Below are 26,709 nucleotides of genomic sequence, written 5' to 3'. Positions count from 1 at the left end.
TCAGCCTGCCCGGGTCCGGAGCCAGCTCATCGCCTCGTCCGGTGTGGACACCACAGGCGCCGGCGGGACGGGCGGACGATTCACCATCAGGACCGGAATCCCCAGCTCACGGGCGGCGACGAGCTTCGCGGGGGAGCCACCGCTGTCCTTGGTCACCAGGACGTCGATGCGCTGCCCGGTCAGGACGGCACGTTCCCCCTCGACGGTGAACGGGCCCCGGTCGAGCAACACCTCCAGATGACGGGGGACGTCACCGGCGGGCGGTTCGACCGAGCGGGACAGGAACCAGCACCCGTCCAGCCCGGCGAAGACGGCGAGCCCCTGCCGGCCGGTGGTCAGGAAGACCCGGCGGCCGAGGCGGGGCAGCGCGGCGGCGGCCTCGTCCAGGGACGCGACGCGGTGCCACTGGTCGCCCGGCCCGGCGCTCCAGCCGGGCCTGCGCAGGATCACCAGCGGTACGCCGGATCGGGCGCACGCCTCGAACGCGTTCGCACTGATCGTCGCCGCGAACGGATGGGTGGCGTCGACCACCGCCCCGATCCCGGCGTCCCGCAGATATCCGGCCAGCCCGTCGACCCCGCCGAACCCGCCGATCCGCACCTCCCCGGCGGGCAACAGCGGAGCACTGGTCCGCCCGGCCAGCGAACTGACGACGGCGAACTCCCCGTGCGCCAGCCCGGCCAGCCGCCGCGCCTCAGTGGTCCCACCGAGGATCAGAACCGTCACGAGCGGCCCGGCTCAACGGGCGGATCGATCGGGTCGGTCCGGCAGCGGGCTGTCGAATACAGGTGGCTGTCCGGGAACTGGCCCGCGGTCAGGGCGGCGCCGACCACGATCACCGCGGTCCGGCGTACGCCGGCGGATCTGACCTTCGCAGTGATGTCCTGAAGAGTGCCTCGCAGGATCAGCTCGTCGGGGCGGGAGGCCCGGGCCACCACCGCGACCGGGCAGTCCGCGCCGTAGTTGCCGACCAGCTCGGCCACCACCGCCTCGATCCGCTGAACGGCCAGGTGCAGGACCATGGTGGCGCGGCTGGCGCCGAGGGTGGCCAGGTCCTCGCCGGGCGGCATGGCGGTGGCACGTTCGGCGGTGCGGGTGAGGATGACCGTCTGCGCCACCTCGGGGACGGTGAACTCGCGGGCCAGCGCCGCGGCCGCGGCGGCGAACGCGGGCACACCGGGCGTCACGTCGTAGGGAACCCCGGCCGCGTCCAGTCGCCGCATCTGCTCGGCGACGGCGCTGAACACCGACGGGTCGCCGGAGTGCAGCCGGGCTACGTCCTGCCCGGCGGTGTGCGCGGCCACCATCTCGGCGATGATCTCGTCGAGGTTCAGGTTCGCGGTGTCGATCCTCCGGGCGCCGGGCGGGCAGGCGTCCAGGAGTTCGGCGGGCACGAGACTGCCGGCGTAGAGGCAGACCGGCGACGCCGCGAGGATCCGGTGCCCGCGCAGCGTGATCAGGTCGGCCGCACCCGGCCCGGCGCCGATGAAGTGGACGGTCATCGCGGCACCACCGACCAGATCGTCACCGGCATGAACGAACGCCACCCGGTGAACCCGCCGACCGGCGAGCCACGCTGCACGGTGAGCCGGGTCAGTTCCCCACCGACCTTCGCGTACGCCGCGGCCAGCACCGCCTCCGATTCGACGGTGACCGCGTTCGCCACCAGGCGGCCGCCGGGGCGCAGCGCGGTCAGGCAACGGTCCAGGACGCCGTCGCGGGTCAAGCCGCCTCCTATGAAGATCGTGTCCGGTTGCGGTAGCCCGTCGAGGGCGTCCGGGGCGCGGCCGTGCACCACCCGCAACCCGGGGACGCCGAGCGCGCCCGCGTTGGCGGTGATCGTGGCGCCCCGGTCGGCCGACGACTCGATCGCGATCGCCCGGCAGGACGGGTGCGCGCGCATCCACTCGATGCCGATGCTGCCGGAGCCGGCGCCGACGTCCCACAGCAGCCGCCCCGGCGCGGGAGCGAGCGCCGCCAGCGTCACCGCCCGCACCTCCCGTTTGGTCAGCTGCCCGTCGCCCTGATAGGCCGCGTCGTCCAGTCCGGGCACCACGGGCAGTTCCGGCCCGCCGGCGCAGTCGATCGCGACCACGTTGAGCGGATCGCCGGGCGGCAGCACCCACCCGTCCGCGGTTCCGGTGACGACACGTTCGCCGGGGCCGCCGAGTTGTTCCAGAACGGTGAGCAGGCTGTCCCCGTACCCGCGCCCGGAAAGAAGTGCGGCGACAGCCGCCGGGGTCTGCGGACCGGCGGACAGGACCAGGATCCGGCGGCCGGGATTGATCACCCGGTTCAGGCTCTCCACCGGCGCGGTGATCAAGGTCACGACGTCGACGCCGGTGAGATCCCAGCCCAGCCGGGCCGCGGCCAGCGACACCGACGACGGATGCGGCAGCACACGCAGCCGGTCGGCGCCGATCACCCTGGTCAATGTGGTGCCGATGCCGTGGAACATCGGGTCGCCGCTGGCGAGCACGCACACCCGCCGCCCGCGCTCCGCCTCGATCAGGCCGGGCAGGGCCGGGACCAGCGGCGACGGCCACGGAACCCGGCGGCCGGCCACCTCGGCGGGCAGCAGATCGAGCTGACGCGGGCCACCGAGGACGACATCCGCCCCGAGCAGCGCCCGCTGTGCCGGGCCGGGAAGATCAGGCCACCCACCGGCTCCGATGCCGATCACGGTGACCGGGTGTTCCGTACGCATGCGCTGAACCTAACCCGTGGGAATTTTCAGATCTTGTTGAGCCGGATCGGCGTGACGCGCGTACCCCTCTGTGACGGTCCCTTCGCGGACGGGACTGTCACGTCGGCCGCATGGGGTGGCAGGCGCCGTGAGACGACTGCTGAGCAGGTGAGGACGTTGACTATTCCGGCCTTCCGGGATCAGCGTGAGGTCCCCGACGACGACGGGTACTTCGCCGGGCTGCGCGACGACGCACGGCCGAGCTGGGACAACCCGTCCATGCCGAGCTGGCCCCAACAGCAGCAACAGTACGGGCCGCAGGAGTACGCGCAACCGCAGTACGGGCAGCCCTACAACCAGCCGGACAACTACCGCCGCGGCGAGGTCGCCGAGGTGTCGATGACCGATGCCAGCGGCTGGAAGGCCGGCACCGGCGTCCCGATCCAGGACGAGCGCCCGCCCGGCGAGTCGACAAGCGGCAACCGGCTCTTCACCGTGATGCTGTTCTTCTCCGGCCTGGGCACCAGCATCGCGCTCTGGCTGTTCAACACCCAGCCCGGCGCGATCAGCAACACCGCCACCGCGATGATCGCGGCCGGCCGGGTCACCGGGCTGATCGGCGGCTACCTGCTCTTCATCCAGCTGCTGATGATGAGCCGGGTCTCCTGGCTGGAGGAGTGGGTCGGCTCCCGCGACCTGCTGCGCTGGCACCGCTGGCTGGGCACCTCGCTGCTGACCTTCGTGGTCGCGCACATCGTCTTCATCGTCTACGGCTACGCGCTCACCGCCGGCACCGGCGTCGTCGAGCAGGGCTGGACCGTGATCACCACGTTCCCGGACATGATCAGCGCGACGATCGCGACCGGCCTGCTGGTCTTCATCTCGCTGATCTCGATCCGGGCCATCCGCAGCGTGCTCAACTACGAGCTCTGGCACCTGATCCACCTGACCGCGTACGGCGTCCTGCTGCTCGGTTACGGCCACCAGATCGCGGCCGGCGCCGACATGAACGGCCGATTCGCCTCGATCTTCTGGCCGGCGCTCGGCTGCATCACCATCGCCGCCCTGTTCTGGGGCCGCGTCGTCGAGCCGCTGTGGCTCAACTCGCGGCACCGCTTCACCGTGGCCGAGGTGGTCGGCGAGGGCGCCAACACGTTCTCGATCTACATCGAGGGCAAGCGCCTGGAGAAGCTGCCGGTGCAGGCCGGTCAGTTCATGCGCTGGCGCTTCCTGACCGCGAACGGCTGGTGGCAGTCGCACCCGTTCTCGCTGTCGGCGGCCCCGAACCCGAAGTGGCTGCGCCTGACCGTGACGATCGCCGGCGGCCACACCCGCAAGCTCGCCACCATGCGCCCCGGCACACCGATCTGGGCCGAAGGCCCCTTCGGAACCTTCACCGCCGGTCGCCGTACGCGCCGCCGGGCCCTGTTGATCGCCGGCGGCAGCGGCATCGCCCCGATCCGGGCCCTGCTCGAGGACATGCCGGCGGACACGATCGTGATCTACCGGGCGAGCCGCCCCGACGAGCTGGTCTTCCGCACCGAGCTGGAGGAACTGGCCGAGGAGCGGGACGCCTGGGTGCGCTACATCGTCGGCGGCCGCAACGACCCGGGCCCGCGCCGGCTGTTCACCCCGGACGGGCTCCGCGGCCTGGTCCCCGACGTGAACCGGCGTGACGTGTACCTCTGCGGCCCGCCCGGACTGGTCAACGCGGCCGTCGAGACGCTCAAGGAGCTCGACGTCCCGGACAGCCAGCTCCACCAGGACCCCTTCGAATTCTGACCCGTCCCCCTAACGGATCTTGGAGTACCGCCATGCGTCGTAGTACCGCAGCAGCCGTCGGCACCCTCACCGGAGCAGCCCTCATCCTGGGCGTTCGCCTGAGCGTGCAGCCGCAGGCCGTCCCGGTGAACGCCGCCGCGGGCAGCAGTGTCGCCGAGGAGCCGGAGATCGACGAGGCCTCCGACTCGACAGCCGCCCCCGAGGCCACCGGCGGCACCGGCGCGAAGGGCTCCGGCAACAAGGAGTCCGGCTCCAAGGAGTCCTCGAAAGCGCCCGAGAAGGAGGAGGCCGGGCTCAAGGCCGGCACCTACAAGGGCAAGGCCGTGCAGAACGCGTACGGCACCATGCAGGTCACCATCAAGGTCAGCGGCGGCAAGGTCACGGCCGCGGACTCGACGTACCCCACCGACGGCTTCAGCGGCACGATCAACCCGAACGCGGTGAAGACCCTCAACGCGTCCGCGCTCAAGGCCGCGACCGCCAAGGACGTCGACGCCGTCTCCGGGGCGACGTTCACCAGCCAGTCGTACGTCACCTCACTGCAGAGCGCCCTGGACAAGGCCGGCGCGTAAGGTCCAGGTTCGTGCGCCACGTCGAAGAGGTCATGGGTACGGTCGTCAGCATCGAGTTGGCCGACGACCTGCCTGAGCCCCGCCTACGGGAACTGGTCGACAGCACCTGCGCGTGGCTGCACGAGGTGGACGCGCGGTTCAGCACGTACAAGGACGACAGCGAGGTCTGCCGGTTCCGGCGCGGCGAGATTCCGCTCGCTGAATGCTCCGACGATCTGCGGCACGTGCTCGACCGCTGCGCCGACCTGTGGCGGGAGACCGGCGGCTACTTCGACGCCTACGCCGGAGGGCCCCTCGACCCGTCCGGCTACGTCAAGGGCTGGTCCGTCGAAGTGGCCTCCCAGCGGCTCGCCGAAGCCGGCTCCACCAGGCACTACATCGGCGCCGGCGGCGACATCCGGATGCGTGGCCCCGGCCCCGGCGGCCGCCCGTGGCGAGTCGGGGTGCGGCACCCGTGGGAGGCCGACAAACTCGCCTGGGTGCTCGCGGTCACCGACGGGGCGGTGGCCACCTCCGGGACGTACGAGCGGGGCGCCCACGTGTGGAATCCGGTGGCCGGGGCCCCGGCCAAGGGCTTACGCTCGGTCACGGTGACCGGCCCTGACCTCGCGGTCGCCGACGCGTATGCCACAGCGGCGCTGGCGATGGGCGTAACCGGCTTGTCCTGGCTGGCCAAACTCTCCGGCGACGGCTACGAGTCAGCAGCGGTCACCGACGACGGCCGCGCATTCACGTCCCCCGGCCTACCGATCGCCGAGTAATCCCCGACCCCCGAACCCTTCCGGTCGTTCGGACCGTTCCGGTCGTCCGGACCCTTCCGCTCTTCCGGACCTTTCCGCTCTTCCGGACCTTTCCGGCCCAGCTCTTGCCTCGGCCCACGGAATGTCCCGGATCCCGGAAACCTCCTGGCCCGGCCACGGCCACGGCCCCGGTCCTGGCTCCGGCCCACCGAACCCTCCGTCCCCGGACACCTTCCGGCCCGGCCCATGGCCGTGGCCTTTGACTTCAACCTCGGTAGCCGCCAGGCCCGGCCCACGGGACCTCCCAACCGCGGCCCACGGAAACTCCAGGAAACCTGGGGCCAGGGCTGGTCCTGGTCCTGGTCCCGGTCCCGGCCCCGGTCCTGGTCCTGGCCCGGTCCTGGCCCGGTCCTGGCCCGGTCCCGGCCCCGGCCCCGGTCCTGGTCCTGGCCCGGTCCCGGTCCCGGCCCCGGTCCCGGTCGCGGTCCTGGTCCTGGTCCCGGTCCGGGCCCTGGTCCCGGTCCTGCTTCCACGGCCGCGGCCCTGGCTCCGGTCCGCGGAACCCTCCGGCCCCGGACACCTCCCGGCCTGGCCCGTGGCCGCGGCCTTCGACTTCAACCCCGGTGGCCCCTAGCCACGGCCACCGAACCTCCCAGCCCCGGCCACCGAACCTCCCGGCCCTGGTTCACCGAACCTCCCGGAGGCGCGGCGACCTGCTGGGACGGACGCACACGCCCGGCGGTCGCCGGGCGGTTCGGGCGGGTCGCCTGCCTTGCGTGGTGGCCACGGGGCTTTGGTCGGGCGTACAAAATAGTGGGGTTGGAAGTGATCTGGGCCGCTACCGGTGTGGCTATATGTACCACTTTGTGGGTTTTGGCTGGTCGTTGTCGAGTGGTTCGCGGGACACGCGGGGCACCCCGGTTTGGCGTGGGGCGGGGGGACCGGATAAAGTTCTGTCGTAGCCGGGGGAAACGCCGGGGGTGCGGAAGTGGCGCAGTGGTAGCGCATCACCTTGCCAAGGTGAGGGTCGCGGGTTCGAATCCCGTCTTCCGCTCGGAGATAGGCCTTCTACACGGGGCTACCTCGGTGGAGTGGCCGAGAGGCGAGGCAACGGCCTGCAAAGCCGTGTACACGGGTTCAAATCCCGTCTCCACCTCGCTGCCTCGTAAGGGGCAAGAGCAAGGGCGATTGGCGCAGCGGGAGCGCGCTTCCCTGACACGGAAGAGGTCACTGGTTCGATCCCAGTATCGCCCACGAGTGACGAAGGGCAGTGCATCCGCGGAAAGTGCGGACGCACTGCCCTTCGTTCTATTCCCCTCCGGGGCCGAGCCCTCGGGCACCCCCGCATCACGGTGGGCGCGGCTGGCGTCCCGTCATAACGTCTCTGCCCTACTGGAGCAGGCGCCTGAGATGTATGGCGGTGTCGAGGGCATCGACGCCGCGCCCGCCGAACGGCAGCCCAGCGTTCGTTACCTCTACGACACCAGCAAGAGGTCCGACGAGTGCCTGCTGCGTAGCCGAAGGTTTCTGGCCCAGTGTGATGCGACCACAGCTCGACCGTCTCCCATCGGCGGTCGGGCTCGGCGACGTCCGGCTGGGAATCCATCCGACGCTGAGCCGACCGGTCCGGAACCGGAGAACGATCCCGGTCTGGCCGATTGGTACGTACTGGTTCGCCGGCACACCACGGCGGGGCGGCCGATGACCCGGATCCGGATCGTCGACGAGCCTTTGACTGATTACCAGCGCCGCCTGATCCGGCTGGATCGCTGGAACATCGAGGCAGGCGAAGTGACCGATCATCCGGATCGGGCGGTCGGTGTCGAAGTAGGCAGAGCTTTCGCAAGGTCGGGCGCAGGACCATGGCTTTGGTGATGAGATGGTTCGCCTAGTGGGGTTCCCGGGTGGGTGTGAGCTCGGCCGGCTGGGGAGAGGTCGGCTGGGGGCAGGTCGGCTGGGGAGAGGTCGGCTGGGCCAGTCTGTCGATCTGGGTCCACATGGCCTCGTCGGACCAGTAACCGGTGTGGCGGCGTAGCGGGGGCATCGGCTCGCCCGCCGTGTACCAGGACGACTCCGGGTCCGGTAGCGGAACGTCCACGTCGTCACGGCCTACCGGGCCGCCGATGTAGTCGGTCGGGTAGGAGAAATTGCGCCACTCCTGCAGGCGGGCCAGCACGCCGTCGTGGATGTAGGCGGGGAACGCCCACCCGTACAGCTTGCGCAACGGTGATCCGAAGGTGGCCAGGGCCGGCTGTCCGGCCGGCTGCTGGGCGAGTGCCAACGCGGCGAGCACACTGCCCTGGCTGTGGGCGACCACTACCACCCGGTCGCCGTTGTCGTTCAGCCAGCGGATGCGGCGTTGCAGGTCGGGTACGGCGCGTTCGGCGTAGCAGGGTGGGGCGAACGGGTGGAACGAGCGCGGCCAGAACGTGCCCACGTCCCAGAGCACCCCGAGCCACCGGCGGGCGTCCGGCTGGCCCCAGCCCCAGCGCAGCAGCGCCACCCCGGCCACCGGGATCAGCCCGGCCAGCGTGACGGCGAACGCCGGTGACCAGGGGGTGCCGCCGGCGATCGAGTTCTGGATTCCGGCGATGACCACCGTGCCGACCAGTACGAGACCGGCCAGCAGGTAGCGGATGTCGGGGGCGAAGCCGGCCAGTCTCCGGCTGCGGGCGACCGAGCGGGCCCAGCGCATCCGGCGCCGGAGTTCGCCGTCGCAGATGCCGTCGACGGGTAGCGCGTTGCACCGCCAGGCGTCCCAGGGCGGTTCCGGTGCGGGTGTGGCGTCGGTGCGGCCGGCGTATTCGGCCAGGATCGGCGCGGTGTTCCGGCGGCCGCCCGCCGCGGCGTACCGGATCAGCTCGACGAGCAGGAAGACGACGGTCAGGGCGGCGGGCGCCAGGACGAGCCAGGGGATCTGCCAGCGCAACGTATCGAAGACCGCTCGCTCGGGCAGGTCGAGCGAGCTCGCGATGCCGACCAGGGTGCCCAGGCCGGCGGCGTTGACGCTGACCATGCCGAGCACCGCGACGATCAGTGGGGCCGCCGACCAGCGCGGGCCGTCGCGTCGCACGGTCGCGGCCGGTGCGCCGCGCCGGATGCCGGCCCGCCGCAGCAGGGCGATCGTGGCCAGGACCGGCAGCCGGGCCATCACCAGGACGACGATCAGCCAGAAGGTCTCGATCGCGATGCCGCGCATGTACCGGATGTTGCCGTCGGCGTCGGCCACCGGGTGGGACTGCCAGGCGAATCCGGCGGCGACGCAGACCAGGAGCGCGGCCGCCACGACGAGCGGCAGGATCAGCCGGCTCCCGGCGGTCTCGGTGGCGAGCAGCAGGAGAGTGCCGCAAAGGAGTACGGCGGCGGTGATCTCCAGCGGCAGCCAGATCGGACCTGCGGCCAGCCAGGACAGCACACAGGCCAGCCAGGCGAGCCCGCCGGCCAGGTGCAGGAGGCCCAGCCGGTGCACGGTTTCCGCGCCGTTGAAGAACCGTGGGTCGGCGACGCTGTCCGGGCGGGCCGCGGCGCTTCCACGGAACCGTTCGGGATCGGGATCGGCCGGGGCGACCTCCTCGTAGCGGTGCAGGGCCTGTCGCGACAGCAGCCACAGCGTGAGGAGCAGTACGGCGACCAGCGCGGCGCCGGCCACCGTCCGCGGTCCGGGGTCGAGGGCACCGAGCGGGGCGTTCGCGATCCGCCTCCAGCGGGACGACTGGTCGGGGTTCCGCCCGAACTGGAAGGCCCAGATGTCGATGGCCGCCAGCGTGGCGAGCAGCAGCAGGTTGAGGGTGATGCCGAACGCGGCCAGCCGCCCGCACGCCCGATGCGCCGCGAACGCCCAGCGGTCCGCCCGGGTCCGGGCCGAGCAGGTCCAGCCGGCCAGGTTCGCCAGCATGAACGGGAACAGCAGCACCCACAGCACCCGGGTGCTGCTGCGCGAGGTCATCCCACCCCAGCAGTACGCCTCGACCCGGCGCCCCCGCTGATCGGTGTCGGCGGCGTAGAACCCGGCGATCCGGTCACCCCAGATCTGCTGGTGGGCTGTCGTCCCGAGCAGTGCGTCGGGCGTGGTGCCACCCACCCCGTGCACCCGTAGCTCGGTGACCCTGGCCGACGACGGCATCTCGCACTCCCTTTGTCCGCATTAGACGTAATATACCCCTTTAGTATGATCTTGGCGTTTAAAAGGTTTATGACTGATATCTTCCCGGCGTGATCAATTTTCCGACCACCGCACGTGCGCTCACCACCTTGGTGGGACTGGCCGCGCTCGTGCTTCCGGTCAGCGCCTCGGCGGCGACCACTCGCGACGACGACTACTACGCGGCGGCCGCCGGACTGTCCGGTGAGCGGCTGAAGACCGCGCTGCACGGGATCATCTCCACCGGGGCGACCGCACTGCCATATGCGGGCGTGTGGGCGGCGCTCAAGGAGACCGACGAGGACCCGGCGAATCCGTCGAACGTGATCCTGTTGTACTCCGGAACCAGCCGGTCCAAGGCGCGGAACGGGGGAGGGCGGGGCGACTGGAACCGTGAGCACGTCTGGGCCAAGTCCCACGGCCAGTTCGGAACCCGTACCGGGGCCGGAACCGACCTGCATCATCTGCGACCCGAAGACGTGACGGTGAACAGCACCCGGGGCAATCTGGACTTCGACAACGGCGGAAGCGCCGTCGAGATCGCTACGAAGAACCGCATGGATCGCGACTCCTGGGAACCGCGGGACGAGGTCAAAGGCGACGTGGCTCGCATGATCTTCTACATGGCGGTGCGGTACGAGGGCGGCGACACCTTCGCCGATCTCGAGGTCGACGACCGGACCAGCCGCGGTGGTGAGCCGCGGATGGGCCGGGTGTCAGCCTTGCTGAAGTGGAACCGGCAGGACCTGCCGGACCAGTTCGAACGCCGGCGCAACCAGATCATCTTCGACCGTTACCAGCACAACCGGAACCCGTTCGTCGATCACCCGGAGTGGGTCGACTCGATCTTCGGAGCGGTCCGGAGCTGACCTGTCGGCGGGTCGGACGTCAAGCTGCCGACCGGGTCAGTTCCGGACCCGGTCGGCGGTGAAGACCTCGCCGTTCTCCGGGAAGCCGGGCAGGGCGGTGGGTTTCGGGGCTCCGGTGGTCCAGCGGGGGTCCTTCTCCGGCCCGGGCTCCAGGGTGGGCCAGTGCATCGGGATGCCCGCCGTCGCGGTCGGGTGCGGGCTGTCCGTCAGCTGGACGTGCAGGTGCGGCTCGGAGGTGTTGCCGGTGTTGCCGACCTCGGCCAGCTGCTGGCCCTCGGTCACCCGATCGCCTTCGGCGACTTTCAGAGACGACTTCCGGAGATGGGCGTACGTCGCGAAAGTGCCGTCGTCGTGTTCGACGATCACGTGGTTGCCGAGGATGCGGTGGGCGCCGGCCAGCTCCCGGGCGAACGCCTCCGCGGTCATCATCCAGATCAGCGACGGCCACGTGTCGCGGGAGCGGTGGTCGCGCTGGGTGCCCACCGCCCGGACCACCCGGCCGGGTGCCATGGCCAGGACCGGAGCGCCGAAGCAGGCGTACGACGAAGGGGCCTTGGTCTTGACGGACCAGCTGATCTTCGACGGGGCCTCGGCGGAGGGCATCAGCAGGTCGACGGCGTAGGTCTGGCCGTACGCCCGGATGCCGTGGCTGGGGACCGCGGTGCCGGGGCTGTTGATGGCCACCCAGCGGCCCTCCACCGGCGGGGCGAGGGTGACCGCGGGGGTGGTGGAGCGGGGCGCCCGGACCATGGCCAGGGTCAGCAGGCCCAGCGTGAGCGCCCAGTCCCACAGGAACGGGACCGGGATCGGCAGGAATGTCAGGGCGAGCACGGTCACCACGAAGAGGCGCATCCACAGGGTCTGGTGACGGGCGACGGCGCGTTTCATCGGCGGGCTCCCAGTAGGGTCGTCAACAGGGGGATGACACGGGCGGCGGGCACCTCGTAACGCCCGCCGCCGACGGTGTGCAGCCAGCCGGCGGCGACCAGTTGGCGCAGATGGTGATAGACCTGCCCACTCGTGCCCATCCCGTCGAGTTTCCCCAGGTCGGCGGCGCTGCGGGCGCCGCGCAGCACCTCCTGCAGCAGCCGGATGCGGGTCGGGTGGGCCAGGGCGGTGAGGACGGTGACCTGCGCGGACCAGTCGCCGTCGAGCAGGCTCGCGGTGCCGGCGGTCTCCTGCCAGCGGGCGATCCGCTCGTCGGGCAGCGTCACATGCCCGGTGATCATGACGGCGCCGGGCGCCTCGATCCGGTCGAGCATGCCTTCGAGAGCCCAGAACGTGTCCGCGTCGGGGGTGTTCGGTGCCTGGTCACGCGCTTCCAGAGCGGCCACGCGGGCTTCCAGCGCGGCCAGGCGGTCGGTGTCGCTCACCCCTCAACCATAACGTAATTACGTAGAAACGTAGAACTCATAGCCGGGCCATAGCAGGCTCTGAGGTAGCTCTGAGGTTCTGTTCGATAGATAAACACCTATGTGCCAACTAGGGTTAGATCGAAGTTCATCGATACGTAACCCGCCGGCCGGATGGGGTTCACTGGGGGCTCCGGCCGGGCGCACTGAGAGGTCGTGCCAACTATGCCCCGGCTTGCGCTTTTCGCGCTAGATCTGGTAGCTGTGAGCGTTCTCGTCTTCGCGCTCTACTTCCCCCGGCATCGGCGCCGGGACCTGGTGGTCGCCTATCTCGGCGTCAATGTGGGCGTTCTCGCGGTGGCCGGATCACTCAGCTCCAGCACCGTCGGCGCCGGCCTCGGACTGGGCCTGTTCGGCGTCCTGTCGATCATCCGGCTCCGGTCCACCGAACTGGACCAGCACGAGGTCGCCTACTACTTCTCGGCCCTGGCGCTCGGCATCCTCGGGCCACTCAGCGGCGGCTCGGTCTGGCTGGCCCCGTCGCTGATGGCGCTGATCCTGCTCGTCATCTATCTCGGCGACCATCCCCGGCTGTTCCGCTCCTACCAGCGGCAGGTCATGGTGCTGGACAACGCGGTCGTCGACCGGGTCGCACTGGTCGCCCAGCTGGAACGGATCCTCGGCGCCCGGGTGCACAAGGCCACCGTGGAACGGGTCGATCTCGTCAACGAGACCACCGTGGTCGAGGTGCGGTACTCGTACAGCCAGAAGGCCCGTCTCCTGGAGGGGGCGAGCCGGTGACCGTGACCACCGCGCACTTCGACCCGATCACGCTCACCGAACTCACCGAGACGGCCGAGCTGCAGACCCGGGTGGACCGCAAGTACGTGCTGCCGCTCGCCGAGGCCGAGGCCCTGATGTCCCGCCTCGACCCGGGCACCCGGGTGCTGGAGATCGACGGCGAACGCACGTTCCGCTACCGCTCGGTCTACTTCGACACCCCCGACCTGGTCAGTTTCCGGCTCACCGCCTACAAGCGGCGGCGGCGGTTCAAGGTGCGCACCCGCACCTACCTGGACTCGTCGCTGTGCTGGCTGGAGGTCAAGACCGAGGGCTACCGCGGCGGCACCGTCAAGGACCGGCTCCCCTACCGGATCGAGGACCAGGACACCGTCGAACCGGGCCGCTGGTTCGTCGACGACATCCTCGGTGCGCACGACGACCGCCGGGACCTCGCGCCGACCCTGCTCACCCACTACCGGCGCACCACGTTCTGCCAGGCCTCCGGCGACTCGCGGCTGACCGTCGACGTCGACCTGGTCTGGGCCGGCGTGGACGGCCGGGAGCTGGGCGTGCCGAACGTCGCGGTGGTCGAGACCAAGACCGGATCGGCCGCCTCCCCGGCCGACCGTCTGCTGTGGGCCTCCGGGCACCGGCCCACCAGCATCTCCAAGTACGCCACCGGGCTCACCGCCTTGCAGCCCGGCCTGCCCGATGTCAGGTGGCGGCGACTCAAGCGCCGTCACTTCACCCCCGTCACAGAGGACTGAACATGCCTCGCATCCCCCGTCTCGTCGCTCCCGCGGCGCTGACCGCCACCGCACTCGCCGTGCTGGTGGCCCCCGCCTCTCCCGCGCTGGCCGCAGGCCCCGCTGCCGCCGCCGCGATCGCCGCCAACCAGGCCACCCATCTGCAGGCGGCCGACCTGACCTGGAACGAGTCGGAGGTGGCCGCGGTCACCCTGACCGGCACCAGCGCCACCACCACCAGCTCGAACGTGACCGTCTCCGGCAGCACGGTGACGGTGACGGCGGCCGGCACCTACCGGTTCAGCGGCTCGCTCACCAGCGGCCAGATCGTGGTCAACAGCACCGGTTCCGGCCTGGTCCGGATCATCCTCAACGGTGTCACGATCACCGGCGGCACCGGCGCGATCAACGTGGTCGCCGCCGGCGAGGTCCTGCTGTTCCTGCAGGCCGGCACCACCAACCGGCTCACCGACGGCACCGCCTCCGCGGACGGCCCGATCGCCTCGGCCGCCGATCTGACCATCGCCGGCACCGGCGCGCTCGTCGTCACCGGCAACGCCAACGACGGCATCAACGCCAAGGACGGCCTGGCCATCGCCGGCGGCACCATCACCGTGACGGCGCCCGACGACGCGATCCGCGGTCAGGACTACGTCATCGTCAGCGGCGGCACGATCACCGCGACCGCCGGCGGCGACGGCCTCAAGTCCGACAACGACACCGACACCACCCGCGGGTACGTCGCGGTCACCGGCGGAACCGTGAACGTCACGTCGGTCGGTGACGCCCTCACCGGCGCGACCGACGTGATCGTCAACGGCGGCGCGATCACCGCCCGGGCCACCGGCACCGGCTCCGCCAAGGGCCTCAAGGCCGGCGTGCTCACCGTGGTCAGCGACGGGACCGTCGGGGTCAACGCCGCCGACGACGGCCTGCACTCGGACGGCAACATCACCGTCGACGGCGGGACCACCACCATCGCCAGCGGGGACGACGGCGTGCACGCCGAGACGAACGTGGCGATCTCCGCGGGCACGGTCAACGTGACCGGTTCGTACGAGGGAATCGAAGGCCTGAAGGTCCTGATCACCGGGGGCAACGTTTCGGCGACCGCCACCGATGACGCGGTCAACGCCTCCGACCCGGCCTACGGCGAGATGCAGAACTCGCCGAACGCCCTGATCAGCGTCTCCGGCGGCACCGTCGTGGTGAGCGGCGGCACCGACGGGCTGGACTCCAACGGGGCGCTCACCCTCAGCGGCGGAACCGTGGTCGTCGCCGGCTCGCCGACCCGGGGCGGCGGCGAGGGCGGGCTGGACTCCAACGGCGCGCTGACCATCACCGGCGGTGTCGTCTACTCCACCGGGATCAGCGCCAGCACCAGCACGCTGCCCAGCTCCGGGCAGGGCTGGGTGTCGTACACGTTCAGCGCCAACCAGCCGGCCGGCACGATCGTGCACCTGGCCACCACGTCCGGGACACAGATCGCCACCTACCAGTCGACGAAGGCGTTCAAGCACGTCGTCTTCAGCTCCAGCCAGATCACCCGGGGCACCACCTATGCGGTACGCACCGGTGGATCGGTCTCCGGCACGGCGGTCGGCGGCGGCCTCTACACCGGCGGCACCCTCTCCGGCACCCAGGTCGCGACGGTGGTCGCCGGAACCCGCTGAGCCGGACCGTGGGATCGTCGGCGCCTGATGACCGATGATCTCCTGAACGAACTGCGGGGAGCCGGGCGCAGCCGCGTCCGGTTCCTCGTCGTCCGGCGCGGCCGCACGGTCCTGCCCCGGCTCGCCGAGTGGTGCGCGACGGACCCGGGCGGGCTCGGCGTCGCCGCCCTGGCCCTGGAGTTGCTCGAGGAGTCCGTCGACTGGCCGGACCGGCAGACCGTGACCGATTTCGCCCAGGCGGTGGCCCGGGCGGCCGTCCGGCACGGCGGCGAGGCCGGGGTGCGGGCGCTCTACCGGGTGCACGCCCTGGACCCGCCCGGCCCGCACCCGCCGATCGGCGCCGAGTTCCTGACCAGCCCCGATCCGGAGCTGCGGCTCGCGGCGGCGGTCTGCTCCGGCCGCGGTGCGGAGGTCTTCGGTGAGTTCCTGGCCGACGGGACCACCGGCTACCTGCAGCGCACGGTCATCCGCCGGGCCATGGACGGGCGACCGGATCAGATCCCGATGTTCCTGGCCGCGATCGGGCCGGACCGGGCCCCGGCCGTCCGGTCCCGGAACCTCGGCGAGTGCCGGCGGATCATCGAGGACTGGCGGCCCGCCCCGGCGCGGTTCGCCCCGGTGCTGGCCGCCCTCCTGACCGAAGCGCCGATCGGGGTGCGCCCGGCGGCCATGAACGCGCTCCGTTCGGCCGGCGCGGCGACCGGCGATCATCTCGACGTGATCAGCGACTTCTACCGGGCGACCGGCAGTTCGTCGGCGCTGGCCACCCTGATCGCCGGCCGGCGGCCGGAAGCCGTCGAAGCGCTGCGCGAGTTCCTCGCCGCGCCGCACCCCTTCGGCTCGGTGCAGGGGTATCTGGAGGACGCCACCTGGTGCGCCGCCGAGATCGCCGACGACGTGGCCGGTCACCTGCGCGCCCGGCGGGAGGTGCCGGCGATCCTCCACGCGCTGCGGCGGCGATGGGGTGCGACCGCGGCGCCGCTGATCCCGGCGCTCGTCGATCTGCACGCCGCCGGTGTGGAACAGAACGCGATCACGGAGATCCTCGCCGGGATCGGGCCGGCGGTGGTCGCGGCGGAAGAGCTGCTGGTCACCGAGATGCGGGACACCACGAATGATCGGGTACGCCGGATCCAGGCGGCCGTGGCCCTGCTGCGGTGCGGCAGCACTGTGGACGAAGCGGTGGCCGTGCTGATGGCCGAGTTCGATCACCCGGTCGCGCAGCGGTACCTGGCCGAGCAGGATCCGCCCCTGCCGATTCCGAAGGGGCTCGCGGACGGGGCGGTCACGGCGTACCGCAGCAGGCTCCGGTGGTTGTCGGGGGACCGCGACCCGCAACTCGCCGCGGACCTGATGAACCGCTTCCTCGTGCTGGCCGGAGGCCTGCGGGAACTCGCCTGGCTGGCCGGGACCGGCGACCTGATCCGGCCGCACCTGCCCGCCCTGACCGCGCTGCGCGACGACCCGCGCCGCCCGTTCCCCAGCCGCAGCGTGCGCGAGGACGAGCGCCTGGTCAGCGTCCTGACGGATCTGGTACCAGGCCCGGCACCAGCAGATCCGCGGTGAGCCCCGGCGGCCGCGCCCGCCTACTGATCCGCTCCGAACGCCACGCCCGGGCCCAGTTCCGCAGCTGGGGCGCCGACCCTGACGCGCTCTGACAGAAACGTGCCAGAAAGTTGGTAGAAGGGGCTGGCAGGCTGGCCGTAGGACGCGGGAAGTGCGGGATCGGCAGTCAAGGGGGGATCCCGCACCTTCCGCGTCCTGCCTACGCAGACCGCACGGGGATGAGCATGTGGAGTAACCGGATCACCCGGCTGCTGACCGGGAGTCCACTGATCGACGGGCACAACGACCTGCCGGACGCGTTACGGGTCCTGGCCGGGGAGGCGGTGTCGCCGGCCGCGCTGGAGAAGTTCGCGCTGGACCGGCACCAGCCGCTGACCCGCACCGATCTGCCCCGGCTGGCGGCGGGGCGGGTCGGCGCCCAGTTCTGGTCCGTCTACGTGCCGGGTGACCTGCCCCCGGCGGCGGCCGTGGTGCGCACGCTGCAGCAGATCGACCTGGTCCGGGAGATGCACCGCCGGTTCCCGGACCGGCTGGAGCTGGTGACGACCGCCGGCGGACTGGAGTCGGCGTTCCGGGCCGGCCGGATCGCCGGCCTGATCGGGGCCGAGGGCGGGCACAGCATCTGCGACTCGCTGGCCGTCCTGCGGATGCTGTACGAGCTGGGCGTCCGCTACCTGACCCTGACCCACAACCAGAACGCCGGCTGGGCGGACAGCGCCACCGACGTGCCCCGGGTCGGCGGGCTCAGCGACTTCGGCCGCGAGGTGGTGGCCGAGATGAACCGGATCGGCATGCTCGTCGACCTGTCGCACGTCGCCGACACCACTATGCGTGCCGCCCTGGACGCCACCCGCGCCCCGGTGATCTTCAGTCATTCGTCGGCGCGGGCGATCTGCGGCCACCCGCGCAACGTGCCGGACGACGTGCTGGCCCGGCTGCCCGGCAACGGCGGGGTGTGCATGGTGACGTTCGTGCCGGCGTTCCTGTCGGCGGAGCGCTGGGCCTGGGAACGGCACCGCACCGGCCCGGTCCCGCCGGTGACCGTGGAACACGTCGCCGACCACGTCGAACACGTCCGGGAGGTGGCCGGGGTCGAGCACGTCGGGCTGGGCGGCGACTTCGACGGCTGCGGGGAGATGCCGGCCGGGCTGGACGACGTGACCGGTTACCCGAGACTGTTCGGGGAGCTGGCCGCCCGCCGGTGGTCGGACGCCGAACTGGCCGCGCTGGCCGGCGGCAACGTGCTGCGGGTGCTGCGGACCGCCGAGTCGGGGCAGTCACAACCGAAGCCGGCCCGCCACGACGTCAGCTCGTCCTTCTCGCGTACGCCGAGGGCGTGAAAGGTCTCCGCGGCAGCGGCCCAGTGTCGATGCGCGGTCTCGTGGTCGCCCGTCGCGCACCGGGCCGCGCCGAGATCCCGCAGCGTCCGGGCCCGGGGCAGCCGCATCCCGATCGCCTGCCACTGCCCGGCGGCCGACTCCAGCAATCCGGCGGCGTCCGCGACCCGGCCCGCGGCCAGATGCAGTTCGCCGATGGTACGGGTGACCAGCGCCGTCCCGTGCCCGTCGTGCCGTCCGGTGGTGGCCGCCAGCGCCACCCGCAACGGCTCCCGCCCGCGCTCCGGATCACCCTGCCGGATCCACACCTTCGCCAGCGCCTGCGCGGTGTACGCGGCCAGATGCGTGTCGCCGATCCCGGTGGCGATGACGTGCGCGGCGCCGCAGAGTTCGGCCGCCTCGTCCAGTTCGCCGCGGGCCCGGTGCACCAGCCCCATGCCGCGGATCGCGACCAGCTCGCCGCGCCGGTGGCCGAGCCGCCGGTACCGGTCCAGCGCGGCGCCGAGATGCCCTAGCGCGATCTCGTCGTCGCCCAGTTCCCGGTGCGCGAACCCGAGGCTGTAGTGGGCGTGCGCCACCCCGGCCACGTCACCGAGCCGGTCCAGCATGTCCCGCGCCCGGTTGATCTGCGGCAGCGCCACCGCGTGCTCGCCGAGTTCCCGGCCGACCGTGCCGAGACCGTTCAGCGCCACCGCCTGACCCCGGTCGTGACCGGCCGACTCGAACAGGGCGGCGGCCCGGGAGAAGTGCCGGCGCGACTCGGGGAACCGGTCCTGGGCGTACCGCAGCTGACCGATCCCGCACTCCATCGCCGCCTCGGCCAGCCGGTCCCCGGCCCGGCGGGCGGCGGCGCTCGCCGCGGTGTGCGTGCGCTCCCAGCCGTCGAAGTTGTTGCGGGCCGCGAACGAGGCGAACACCAGCGCGTCGGCCAGCCCGCACGCCGGGGCCACCAGGTCCAGCGCGGCGGCCCGTTCGACGGCGGCGATCAGGGCCGGCTCCTCGGCGTCGAACCACTCGCGCAGGTCGAGCCGGGCGATCGTCGCCGTCCAGTGGTCACGCGGCTCGGGCAGCCCGTCCGGGTGGTAGAGCCGCGGGGTGGCCACCGGCAGCTGGTGCGCGAGATGCTCGACCAGCCGCAACTGGGCGGCGACCGCGCCGGTGACGGTGTCCCGGGCGCCGTCGGCCAGCTCCCCGGCGTAGAGCCGGACCAGATCGTGCATCCGGTAGCGGGTGCACTGCCCGTCGGCGCCGACCACGTCCAGCAGCCGCGCGTCGGTGATCTCCTCGGCCAGGTCGTCGGCCTCGTCCAGAGTGGTGTCCAGCAGCGCGGCCAGGGTCAGCGCGGTGACCACCGGCGGATCCAGGCAGCCCAGCGCCCGGAACGCGGCCTGCGCCCGCGGACTCAGCCCGCGGTAACCGACCGCGATGCCGGCCCGCACCTCCAGGTCGTCGACGGCCAGCTCGTCGAGGCGCCGCCGTTCGTCGTCCAGCCGGTCGGCGAGCTGCGCCACCGACCAGTGCGGCCGGGCCGCCAGCCGGGCCCCGGCCACCCGGACCGCCAGCGGCAGCCGGGCGCAGAGCCGGATCAGGCGGTGGGTCTGCGCCGGATCGGCGTCCGCCCGGCCCACGCCGATCACCCGGGTGAGCAGCTCCCGGGCCTCGCCGACGGACATCGTGCCCAGCTCCACCCGATGGGTCGCGGGCAGCGTCACCAGCCGGTTCCGGCTCGTCACCAGCAGCGCCGAACCGGCGTCACCGGGCAGGAACGGATGGATCTGCCGGGCCCCCACCGCGTCGTCGACCACCACCAGCACCCGGCGGCCGGCCAGCGCCGCCCGGTACCGCGCCTCCCGTTCCCGCAGGTCGGCGTTGCCCTGCGCGTCCGCGTCGGTGACACCCAGCATCCGCAGCAGCCGGCTCAGCGCCTCGGCCGGCTCCAGCGGGTCGGCGCCACCCACGTTGAGGAACAGCAGCCCGTCCGGGTACCGCTCGCGCACCGCGTGCGCCACGTGCACCGCGAACGCCGTCTTGCCCGCCCCACCCGGCCCGGACACGACCACCACCGGGCTGGTCGCCGAACCGCGCAGCTCGGTGACGGCGCCGGCGGCCGGCCCGGCGAACCCGGTGTAGTCCGGCAGGTCGGGCGGCAACAGGAACGGCGCGGCCGTCCGGACGGGTGCGACCGGGTCGCGCAACACGCTGGTGTGCGCCTCGCGCACCAACGGCCCGGGTTCGGCGCCCAGCTCCTCGGCGATCCGGTTGCGGCTTCGAGCGAACAGATCAAGGGCTTCGGCCGTACGTCCGGACGAGTGCAGCGCCCGCATCAGCGCCGCGATCAGGGGTTCGCTCAACGGGTCCTGCGCCAGGGCGGCGGCCAGCCGCTCGGTGGCCTCGGCCTGCCGGCCCCGGGACAGCGCGACGGTCGCCCAGTCGGCCAGTGCCGCCAGCCTGCTGTGCTCCAGACTCTCCCGGGTGCGCTGCGCCCACGCGCCGGGCAGCCCGGCCAGCGCCTCACCCCGCCACAGGCCGAGCGCCTCGTCCAGGGCGGCGAGGCGCTCGTCCGGCCCGGCGCTCCGGGCCGTCTCCAGCAGCTCCCGGAACCGGAACAGGTCCACCGCCCCGTCCGGAACCCGCAGCGTGTAACCGCCGGACCAGCGGACCAGGGTGACCCCGGTGCTGTCCTTGACGACCCGGCGCAGGCGGGCCACGTAACCGTAGAGGGCGCCGCGGGCGTCGGCCGGCGGATCGTCACCCCACAACCTGTCGATCAGGGTCTCGAAGGTGACCGGATGCCCGCCGTCGAAGAGCAGCGCGGCGAGCAGGTGCCGCTGCTTGAGCGCGCCCAGCTGCTCGGAAGCCTCGACCGGGCCCAGCAGCCGGAAACGCACAGCTCCACATTAGATGCGCCCGCTACGCCTCCGCCAGAGCCGGTGACCTCCGCTCGATCCAGCCGGTCAGGTTCGCCGGAAGGTCCGCCTTGCCGTAGTACCAGCCCTGCACCAGGTCGCATCCCTGCTCCCGCAGCCAGTCCCGCTGCACCTCGGTCTCCACACCCTCGGCCACCACCCGGTGCCCCATCGCCCGGGTCATCGCCAGGACCGCGCGGACGATCGGCTCGTTCACACCGTTCTCGCCGACCTCGTTGATGAACGAGCGGTCGATCTTCACGATGCCGACCGGCAGCCGGTTCAGGTAGCTCAGCGACGAATAGCCGGTGCCGAAGTCGTCGATGCAGAGCGTGACACCCATCGTCCGCAGCGCGTTCAGGGTGAGCAGGGCCGACTCCAGGTCCTCCATCACACCCGACTCGGTGATCTCCAGCCACAGCGCCTCCGGGGGCAGAGCGTTCTCCCGGAGCGCGTCGTCGACCAGGCGTACCAGCGAACCGTCCCGAAGTTGACGCACCGCGACGTTCACCGACACGTGCAACGGGCGGGCGTCCGGCCCCCGCTGGGCGGTCCACTCACCCAGCTGACGGACCGACTCCCGCAGCAGCCACGCGCCCATCTCCTCGATCATGCCGGTCTCCTCGGCGATCGGGATGAACTCCACCGGCGACACGTTACCCAGCTCCGGCGAACGCCAGCGCATCAGCGCCTCGAACCCGTCCAGCTCGCCGGAGGCCAGGTCGATGATCGGCTGGAAGTGCGCGGCCAGCTCGCCCCGGCCCACCGCCCCGCGCAGCGCCTGCTCCATCCGTACCCGGCCGGCGACCTGGGCGTGCATCGAGACGTCGAACATCGCGTACGTGTTGCGGCCGTCGGTCTTCGCCTTGTACATCGCGGTGTCCGCGTCCCGGATCAGCTCCCGGCCGCTGGTGCCACCGCCCGACTTCGCCACCCCGATCGACACCGAGTTGACGACCTCGCCGATGGAGAGCGGGAACGGCCTGGTGAACGCGGACAGCAGCCGCTCGGCCAGCGACTCGGCCAGCCGCTCGTGCGCCGGCCCGGCCACCGCGATCACGAACTTGTCGCCGCCGACCCGGCCCACCATGTCCTCCGCGCGGACCAGCTCGGTCAGCCGCACCCCGACCGCACGCAGCATCTCGTCACCGACCGGGTGCCCCCAGTTGTCGTTGACCATCTTGAACCGGTCCAGGCCGATGAAGAGCAGGCCGACCTCGGTCCGCTCGGCGCCGGTCCGGGCGATCCAGCGGTCCACCGTCTCGGTCAGCAGCTCCCGGCTCGGCAGATCGGTGAGCGTGTCGTGGGTGACCCGGCGGCGGCTGATCCGCTCGGCCCGCGCCTGCAGATTGTTCGACCGGATCACCCGGGCCAGCACGGTCAGCACCAGCGAGACACAGAGGGCGGCCCGCATCAGGTTGCTCGCGGTCGACCCGTCCGGCACGAGGGCGGTCAGCGCCACCGGGACGATCACCATGACCCCGATCAGCACGGTCCGCAGACGGGTCAGATCCCGCTGCTCGCCACCCTGCTGCGGCTCGGTGAGCTCCCGCATCGACGGATGCAGCGACGCGCCGGTCAGCAGGGCGAACATCAGCAGCAGGAAGACGTTGATCGCCTGCTCCGGCACCGCGACCAGCAGGGCCACCCGCAGGCAGTAGAGAAGATCACCGATGAACAGGGCGACGCTTGCGAAGATCATCATCCACAGTGCCGGCTGCCGGCCACCGCGGGACAGCAGCATCCGGGCCGCCAGCACCAGGATGCTGACGTCGAAGACCGGGAAGAGGACGTTCACCACCTGCGGGCCGGTCAGGACCGCGCTCACGTTCGGGGCGATCAGGAACGTCCAGGTCAGGAAGGCGGTGGCCAGCCCGACCATCAGCGCGTCGATCCGTGCCGTGTCGTCCTCGAACGCCCGGCGGCGCCGCAGCATCCCGGCGAAACCCATGCCGACCAGCAGATACGCCGGAACGGTGACCAGATCCGGCAGCAGGCGCAGCCAGTCCGGCAGCCCACCCGACTCCCGGACGATCCGCATCAGGCTACTGATGATGAAGAACCAGGAGGCGGTACGGATGTGCCGCCACGGAACATCGTCGCTCGGTTGGTGACGGCGCGGTCCCCGATGGATCGCGGTCACTCCCAGAACGAGGCACAGGGCCATGGCCGGGGCGGCGGCCCAGCCCGGGCCGGTCAGCAGAACCGTGATCAGTGCCGCGTTGAGCCCGAGGTGCACCCAGAACTCGGAGGGTGTCCGGTTCTCATGCGCCTGATCGAGGGCTGGGACGTGGGTCATGGGCCCTTTATCGGCGCCGGTCCGTGGTGCCTTATCGAAATCCCTGCCGGATCTGTCTTGTTTGCCCCAGTGCAAACACCGCGGCCGGAGCGTCCGTGCGAACGCTCCGGCCACGGTCCCTGCCGTTTTCAGTCACTCGCCCCGCGGCCGACCGTCCCTGCCGCGTTCGGTCCGCGGGCCGTTTCGGTCCGCGGGGCGTTTCGGGCGGTGGGGCCGCTTTTTGAGTCGGTGCCGCCGCGCTGACGTTGGTCAGGTGCCGGTCGTGCTCTGCTGGGTTCCCTGGTCGGTGCCTTGGCCCGTGCCCTGGTCTGTGCCTTGATCTGTGCCGGACGAATCCTGCTGCATTCCGCCGCCGGGGCCGCCCTGCATCCCGCCGCCACCCGGCATTCCGCCACCGCCGGGCCCGCCGCCGAAGCCGCCGCCCGGCCCACCCTGCTGGCTGGTGCCGTCCTGGGTGGCCACCGCCGGAGTGGACCCGCCGAGCGCCGACATGATCCCCGCGGTGATCCCCGAACTGGCGATCGCGGTGACCAGAACGGCAGCGACCAGAACCAGCTTCGGACTCTTGGCGATCTTCGGTCTACCGGTGGCGGGCGGCGGAACCTGCCACTGCTGAGGCGGCGGCCCCGCGGTAGGCCCACCCGCCGACCCACCGGCGGTCCCGCTCTCCCCACCGCCCACCGGAAGCGGCCCAACCCCCGGCAGCCCAGCGGCCGGCACCTCCGCAACCGTCGAGGCCCCCGACCCAGCCGCCCCTGAGTCAGCCGGAAGCGCGGTCACGGGTGTGACCGCGGCGGCCGGGAACGGGCTTGCTGGCATCGGCGTGATGATCGCGGTGTCGTTCTTGGGGAGGACGTTCTCCTGAAGAAGGGTGTCGTCCCTCCTGTCGTCCTTGATGTCGTGCCTGGTGTCGTCCGTGAGGAGGGCGTAGTCCTTCCGGAAGGAGTCCTCGTTGCGGAAGGCGTCACCCCCGCCCGAGGTGATGACCTCGGTGGCCGTGGTGGCGGGGCCGGCGGTCTCGGCCCATGGATCACGTGCCTCGGTGGGCGCTTCCGCGCCGGCATGCGCGGGAGTGAGGGCGGCGGTGGTGGTGAGCTGGTCGTTCTTCGTCATCGAGTGCTCCTAGGCAGGTCGGCGAAGACCATCGTGCGGAGCCACCTTGTGCGAACTCTGTGTCCGAATCAGGAAACCTCTGTCAACCGGAACTGTCCGCTGAACACCTTCACAGACACCCAGGTCGAGGCGGTCCGGGTCGGATCCCGGAGGTGACCCCGTACGCGAAAGGGTGTCCGAGATTTGGGGGTTTTGACCTTTCGGCTGACGTGCCCGGCACCTTAGGGTTTTGCCCTTTCGGGTGGGTTTCCTGCGACGCGCGGCCGTACTGCGGCAGGGCTCCGGCGTGCGAGATTGTCGCGTGTTCGAGAGGGAGGTACCCATGGAAGAGGCATTCGCCGCGTACGCGGCCGGCCACGCCGACGGTGAGGCCGGGGTCCGCAGTCTGGTGCGGTCGACCGACCCGGAGACCGGACCCGACTACCGGGTGGGGGTGGCCGACGGCAGTGTCGCCGCGTTCCAGGCCCAGCTGCTCGCCGAGATCCGTCGCCTGATGGAGTCGTCGTAAGTGCTCTGACCTGCGGCGGAGCAGAGAAGTCGGGGGGTGCTTTGGCACCCGCTCGGAGGCTCGGCTAATGTTTCATCCGTCGCCAGGGAAACCGGGCGGCGAGAAATGCGGAAGTGGCGCAGTGGTAGCGCATCACCTTGCCAAGGTGAGGGTCGCGGGTTCGAATCCCGTCTTCCGCTCGGAGAAGGCTGTTGCTGATCCTTGCATCGGCCGCCTCGGTGGAGTGGCCGAGAGGCGAGGCAACGGCCTGCAAAGCCGTGTACACGGGTTCAAATCCCGTCTCCACCTCGCTGCCTCGTAAGGGGCAAGAGCAAGGGCGATTGGCGCAGCGGGAGCGCGCTTCCCTGACACGGAAGAGGTCACTGGTTCGATCCCAGTATCGCCCACGTGTGACAGGGGCCGTGTGTCCGCGGAAAGCGCGGGCCGCGGCCACTCGTCTTTTCTGCTCCGGGTGCCGATCCCCCGGAAGCCCCGCAATACGACCGCTCACGGTCGGGTGGAATGATCCGCGCCTCGACGACTTCCGGGTGGCGAGCCCTCAGAGGCTCCGCATCACGACCGCTACGGTCGGGTGGTTCGATCCTTGCCTCGACGACTCCGGGTGCCGATCCCCCGGAAGCCCCGCATCATTGCCACTCGCGGTCGGGTGGATCGATCCGTGCCTCACCGGCGACTCTGCGCTGTTGTCGGGTGGGTTCAGGTTCCGGCCGTCCGTTCGGGATGGCGGCGCCGGGTAGACCCCTGGGGGACGGGTCACTCCTGGCCACCAGCGACGGCACCGTCCACCTCTGGGACGTTCGCACCGGCCGGGATTTGTGAAGGTCATCACCGCTTCTGATCTGCGGGCGAATCTCGCGAATGTCTTCGACGCCATCGAGAGCGATGCCGGGCACCTTGTTGTCACTCGTAGCGGCCACGAGCCCATGGTGATCATGCCGAAGAGCGACTACGACGCCTGGAAAGAGGCCGAGTATCTGTCTCGTGGGGCCAACGGGCGCGAGTTGCGCCGCCGGATGGCGGAGACGGAGGGTTCGGCGGGTGAGGTGGAGATCCTCTCCTGTCGTTACCACTACCGGGACCGATAGGCGGTCTGCGGGCCAGGCGTCGGGCGTCAGGTTGTGCGTAGGTGGCGTTCGGCGAAGTCGTCGTCGTGGGTCAGTTCCACGGCGAGGGTTCTGGTCAGGCGGTCGATGGTCGACGCCAGGGTGCTCAGGTCCTGCGGGGACCAGTCCCGGAACGTTTGACGCAAGGTTTCGACGCGGGCCTGGCGGACCGCCTCGACGCGGGTCAGGCCGGCCTCGGTGATGGTGATGTGCACGGTGCGGTGTTCGTCGGGGTGGCGGTCCCGGCGGACCAGGCCGGCGTCGGCGAGTGGGGCGACACGGCGGGTGGCGGTGGACGGCGTGATGTCGAGCTGTTCGGCGATCTCGCCCATGGTGAGCGGGGTGCCGTCGGACAGCCGGGACAGCAGCAGGAAGGCGGTGCGGTCGAGCATCGGGCCGCCGCCTGCCTCGCCGCGGTGGAAGCGGTGGAATTCGCCGAGGCGGATGAGCCAGGCGATGGATTCCTGGATGCGGGCGAGCTCGGAGTCGGCCGACGTTCCCATGCTGCCATCGTGCCCGACCTTGCTCAGGCA

At 71.3% G+C, this 26,709-nt stretch carries 21 protein-coding genes, 6 tRNA genes and 1 pseudogene; 18 read left to right on the top strand and 10 right to left on the bottom strand.

Translation table 11 applies throughout. The annotated features are described in order from the left end of the window. The 3 genes from Aco03nite_RS16880 to cbiE are packed head-to-tail and all read right to left on the bottom strand — an operon-like array spanning position 1 to position 2,707. The gene (locus Aco03nite_RS16880) at positions 1–726 is read right to left on the bottom strand and encodes a cobalt-precorrin-6A reductase (RefSeq protein ID WP_203796300.1); all 726 of its coding nucleotides are present in this window, start codon (positions 724–726) and stop codon (positions 1–3) included. Beyond that, positions 723–1,547, bottom strand: a complete 825-nt coding sequence (gene cobM, locus Aco03nite_RS16875) for a precorrin-4 C(11)-methyltransferase (RefSeq protein WP_239145217.1) — start codon at positions 1,545–1,547, stop codon at positions 723–725. Before cobM ends, Aco03nite_RS16880 begins: the two co-directional genes overlap by 4 nt. Beyond that, positions 1,499–2,707: a precorrin-6y C5,15-methyltransferase (decarboxylating) subunit CbiE gene (gene cbiE / locus Aco03nite_RS16870; RefSeq protein ID WP_203796299.1), complete on the bottom strand. Its 1,209-nt coding sequence runs from the start codon at positions 2,705–2,707 to the stop codon at positions 1,499–1,501. Before cbiE ends, cobM begins: the two co-directional genes overlap by 49 nt. Before the next feature lie 156 nt (positions 2,708–2,863). Here cbiE and Aco03nite_RS16865 point away from each other — a divergent pair, with 156 nt between their 5' ends. The 7 genes from Aco03nite_RS16865 (at position 2,864) to Aco03nite_RS54695 (ending at position 7,655) form a co-directional block, all read left to right on the top strand. Further along, a complete protein-coding gene (locus tag Aco03nite_RS16865) occupies positions 2,864–4,468 on the top strand; it encodes a ferredoxin reductase family protein (RefSeq protein ID WP_203796298.1) in 1,605 nt (534 codons plus the stop codon). Between the two features lie 32 nt (positions 4,469–4,500). Continuing rightward, a complete protein-coding gene (locus tag Aco03nite_RS16860; protein WP_203796297.1) occupies positions 4,501–5,040 on the top strand; it encodes an FMN-binding protein in 540 nt (179 codons plus the stop codon). A gap of 32 nt (positions 5,041–5,072) precedes the next feature. Continuing rightward, the gene (locus Aco03nite_RS16855) at positions 5,073–5,801 is read left to right on the top strand and encodes an FAD:protein FMN transferase (protein WP_203796464.1); all 729 of its coding nucleotides are present in this window, start codon (positions 5,073–5,075) and stop codon (positions 5,799–5,801) included. A gap of 961 nt (positions 5,802–6,762) precedes the next feature. Beyond that, positions 6,763–6,834 (top strand) — tRNA-Gly (locus tag Aco03nite_RS16850). A 31-nt stretch (positions 6,835–6,865) separates the two neighbouring features. Then, positions 6,866–6,936: transfer RNA gene (locus Aco03nite_RS16845), tRNA-Cys, on the top strand. A 26-nt stretch (positions 6,937–6,962) separates the two neighbouring features. Beyond that, positions 6,963–7,034, top strand: a tRNA-Val gene (locus Aco03nite_RS16840). Between the two features lie 156 nt (positions 7,035–7,190). Further along, positions 7,191–7,655, top strand: a complete 465-nt coding sequence (locus tag Aco03nite_RS54695) for a DUF6879 family protein (RefSeq protein ID WP_373872604.1) — start codon at positions 7,191–7,193, stop codon at positions 7,653–7,655. A 13-nt stretch (positions 7,656–7,668) separates the two neighbouring features. Here the strand turns inward: Aco03nite_RS54695 and Aco03nite_RS16835 are convergent, their stop codons facing one another. Continuing rightward, positions 7,669–9,903 (bottom strand): hypothetical protein, encoded by a 2,235-nt coding sequence (locus Aco03nite_RS16835; RefSeq protein ID WP_203796296.1) that lies wholly within the window; start codon positions 9,901–9,903, stop codon positions 7,669–7,671. Between the two features lie 89 nt (positions 9,904–9,992). Between Aco03nite_RS16835 and Aco03nite_RS16830 the strand changes: the two genes are divergently transcribed. Next, on the top strand, positions 9,993–10,790 hold the full coding sequence (locus tag Aco03nite_RS16830; RefSeq protein WP_203796295.1) for an endonuclease I family protein: 798 nt from the start codon (positions 9,993–9,995) through the stop codon (positions 10,788–10,790). A 36-nt stretch (positions 10,791–10,826) separates the two neighbouring features. Here Aco03nite_RS16830 and Aco03nite_RS16825 read toward each other — a convergent pair whose 3' ends face one another. Both Aco03nite_RS16825 and Aco03nite_RS16820 read right to left on the bottom strand, forming a co-directional pair. Next, positions 10,827–11,678 (bottom strand): M23 family metallopeptidase, encoded by an 852-nt coding sequence (locus Aco03nite_RS16825; protein ID WP_203796294.1) that lies wholly within the window; start codon positions 11,676–11,678, stop codon positions 10,827–10,829. Beyond that, positions 11,675–12,163, bottom strand: a complete 489-nt coding sequence (locus tag Aco03nite_RS16820) for a winged helix-turn-helix domain-containing protein (protein WP_203796293.1) — start codon at positions 12,161–12,163, stop codon at positions 11,675–11,677. The genes Aco03nite_RS16825 and Aco03nite_RS16820 overlap by 4 nt, the downstream gene beginning before the upstream one ends. 243 nt (positions 12,164–12,406) lie before the next feature. Here Aco03nite_RS16820 and Aco03nite_RS16815 point away from each other — a divergent pair, with 243 nt between their 5' ends. The 5 genes from Aco03nite_RS16815 to Aco03nite_RS52950 all read left to right on the top strand — a co-directional run bounded on the left by Aco03nite_RS16815 (position 12,407) and on the right by Aco03nite_RS52950 (position 18,250). Next, entirely contained in the window at positions 12,407–12,943 is a 537-nt protein-coding gene (locus Aco03nite_RS16815; protein ID WP_239145216.1) for a DUF4956 domain-containing protein, read from the top strand. After that, positions 12,940–13,692, top strand: coding sequence for a polyphosphate polymerase domain-containing protein (locus tag Aco03nite_RS16810; protein ID WP_203796291.1), 753 nt, complete (start codon positions 12,940–12,942; stop codon positions 13,690–13,692). Before Aco03nite_RS16815 ends, Aco03nite_RS16810 begins: the two co-directional genes overlap by 4 nt. A 2-nt stretch (positions 13,693–13,694) precedes the next feature. Beyond that, positions 13,695–15,344: a carbohydrate-binding domain-containing protein gene (locus Aco03nite_RS16805; RefSeq protein WP_203796290.1), complete on the top strand. Its 1,650-nt coding sequence runs from the start codon at positions 13,695–13,697 to the stop codon at positions 15,342–15,344. A gap of 27 nt (positions 15,345–15,371) precedes the next feature. Further along, positions 15,372–16,910, top strand: coding sequence for a hypothetical protein (locus Aco03nite_RS16800; protein ID WP_203796289.1), 1,539 nt, complete (start codon positions 15,372–15,374; stop codon positions 16,908–16,910). A 218-nt stretch (positions 16,911–17,128) separates the two neighbouring features. Next, on the top strand, positions 17,129–18,250 hold the full coding sequence (locus Aco03nite_RS52950) for a dipeptidase (RefSeq protein WP_239145215.1): 1,122 nt from the start codon (positions 17,129–17,131) through the stop codon (positions 18,248–18,250). Positions 18,251–18,861: 611 nt separating this feature from the next. Here Aco03nite_RS52950 and Aco03nite_RS16795 read toward each other — a convergent pair. The 3 genes and pseudogenes from Aco03nite_RS16795 to Aco03nite_RS16785 all read right to left on the bottom strand — a co-directional run. Continuing rightward, positions 18,862–20,862: pseudogene (locus tag Aco03nite_RS16795) on the bottom strand (ATP-binding protein); the annotation flags it as partial. Between the two features lie 295 nt (positions 20,863–21,157). Further along, positions 21,158–23,452, bottom strand: a complete 2,295-nt coding sequence (locus Aco03nite_RS16790) for a putative bifunctional diguanylate cyclase/phosphodiesterase (protein ID WP_203796287.1) — start codon at positions 23,450–23,452, stop codon at positions 21,158–21,160. 249 nt (positions 23,453–23,701) lie between these two features. Next, a complete protein-coding gene (locus tag Aco03nite_RS16785; RefSeq protein WP_203796480.1) occupies positions 23,702–24,565 on the bottom strand; it encodes a hypothetical protein in 864 nt (287 codons plus the stop codon). A 322-nt stretch (positions 24,566–24,887) separates the two neighbouring features. Here Aco03nite_RS16785 and Aco03nite_RS16780 point away from each other — a divergent pair, with 322 nt between their 5' ends. The 5 genes from Aco03nite_RS16780 to Aco03nite_RS16760 all read left to right on the top strand — a co-directional run bounded on the left by Aco03nite_RS16780 (position 24,888) and on the right by Aco03nite_RS16760 (position 26,158). Beyond that, on the top strand, positions 24,888–25,073 hold the full coding sequence (locus tag Aco03nite_RS16780) for a hypothetical protein (protein WP_203796280.1): 186 nt from the start codon (positions 24,888–24,890) through the stop codon (positions 25,071–25,073). A gap of 107 nt (positions 25,074–25,180) precedes the next feature. Next, positions 25,181–25,252 (top strand) — tRNA-Gly (locus Aco03nite_RS16775). 38 nt (positions 25,253–25,290) lie between these two features. Next, positions 25,291–25,361, top strand: a tRNA-Cys gene (locus Aco03nite_RS16770). Positions 25,362–25,387: 26 nt separating this feature from the next. Then, a tRNA-Val gene (locus tag Aco03nite_RS16765) sits at positions 25,388–25,459 on the top strand. A 429-nt stretch (positions 25,460–25,888) separates the two neighbouring features. Then, entirely contained in the window at positions 25,889–26,158 is a 270-nt protein-coding gene (locus Aco03nite_RS16760) for a type II toxin-antitoxin system Phd/YefM family antitoxin (protein ID WP_203796278.1), read from the top strand. Positions 26,159–26,184: 26 nt separating this feature from the next. Here the strand turns inward: Aco03nite_RS16760 and Aco03nite_RS16755 are convergent, their stop codons facing one another. Continuing rightward, positions 26,185–26,679 carry a MarR family winged helix-turn-helix transcriptional regulator gene (locus tag Aco03nite_RS16755; protein WP_203796276.1) on the bottom strand — a complete coding sequence of 165 codons (495 nt, stop codon included), beginning with the start codon at positions 26,677–26,679 and terminating at the stop codon, positions 26,185–26,187. Between the last annotated feature and the right edge of the window lie 30 nt (positions 26,680–26,709).

Source organism: Actinoplanes couchii, assembly GCF_016862075.1.
GTDB classification, from domain to species: domain Bacteria; phylum Actinomycetota; class Actinomycetes; order Mycobacteriales; family Micromonosporaceae; genus Actinoplanes; species Actinoplanes couchii.
Note: the sequence above shows the minus strand (reverse complement) of the source record. Positions and strands in the feature narration are given on the sequence as shown.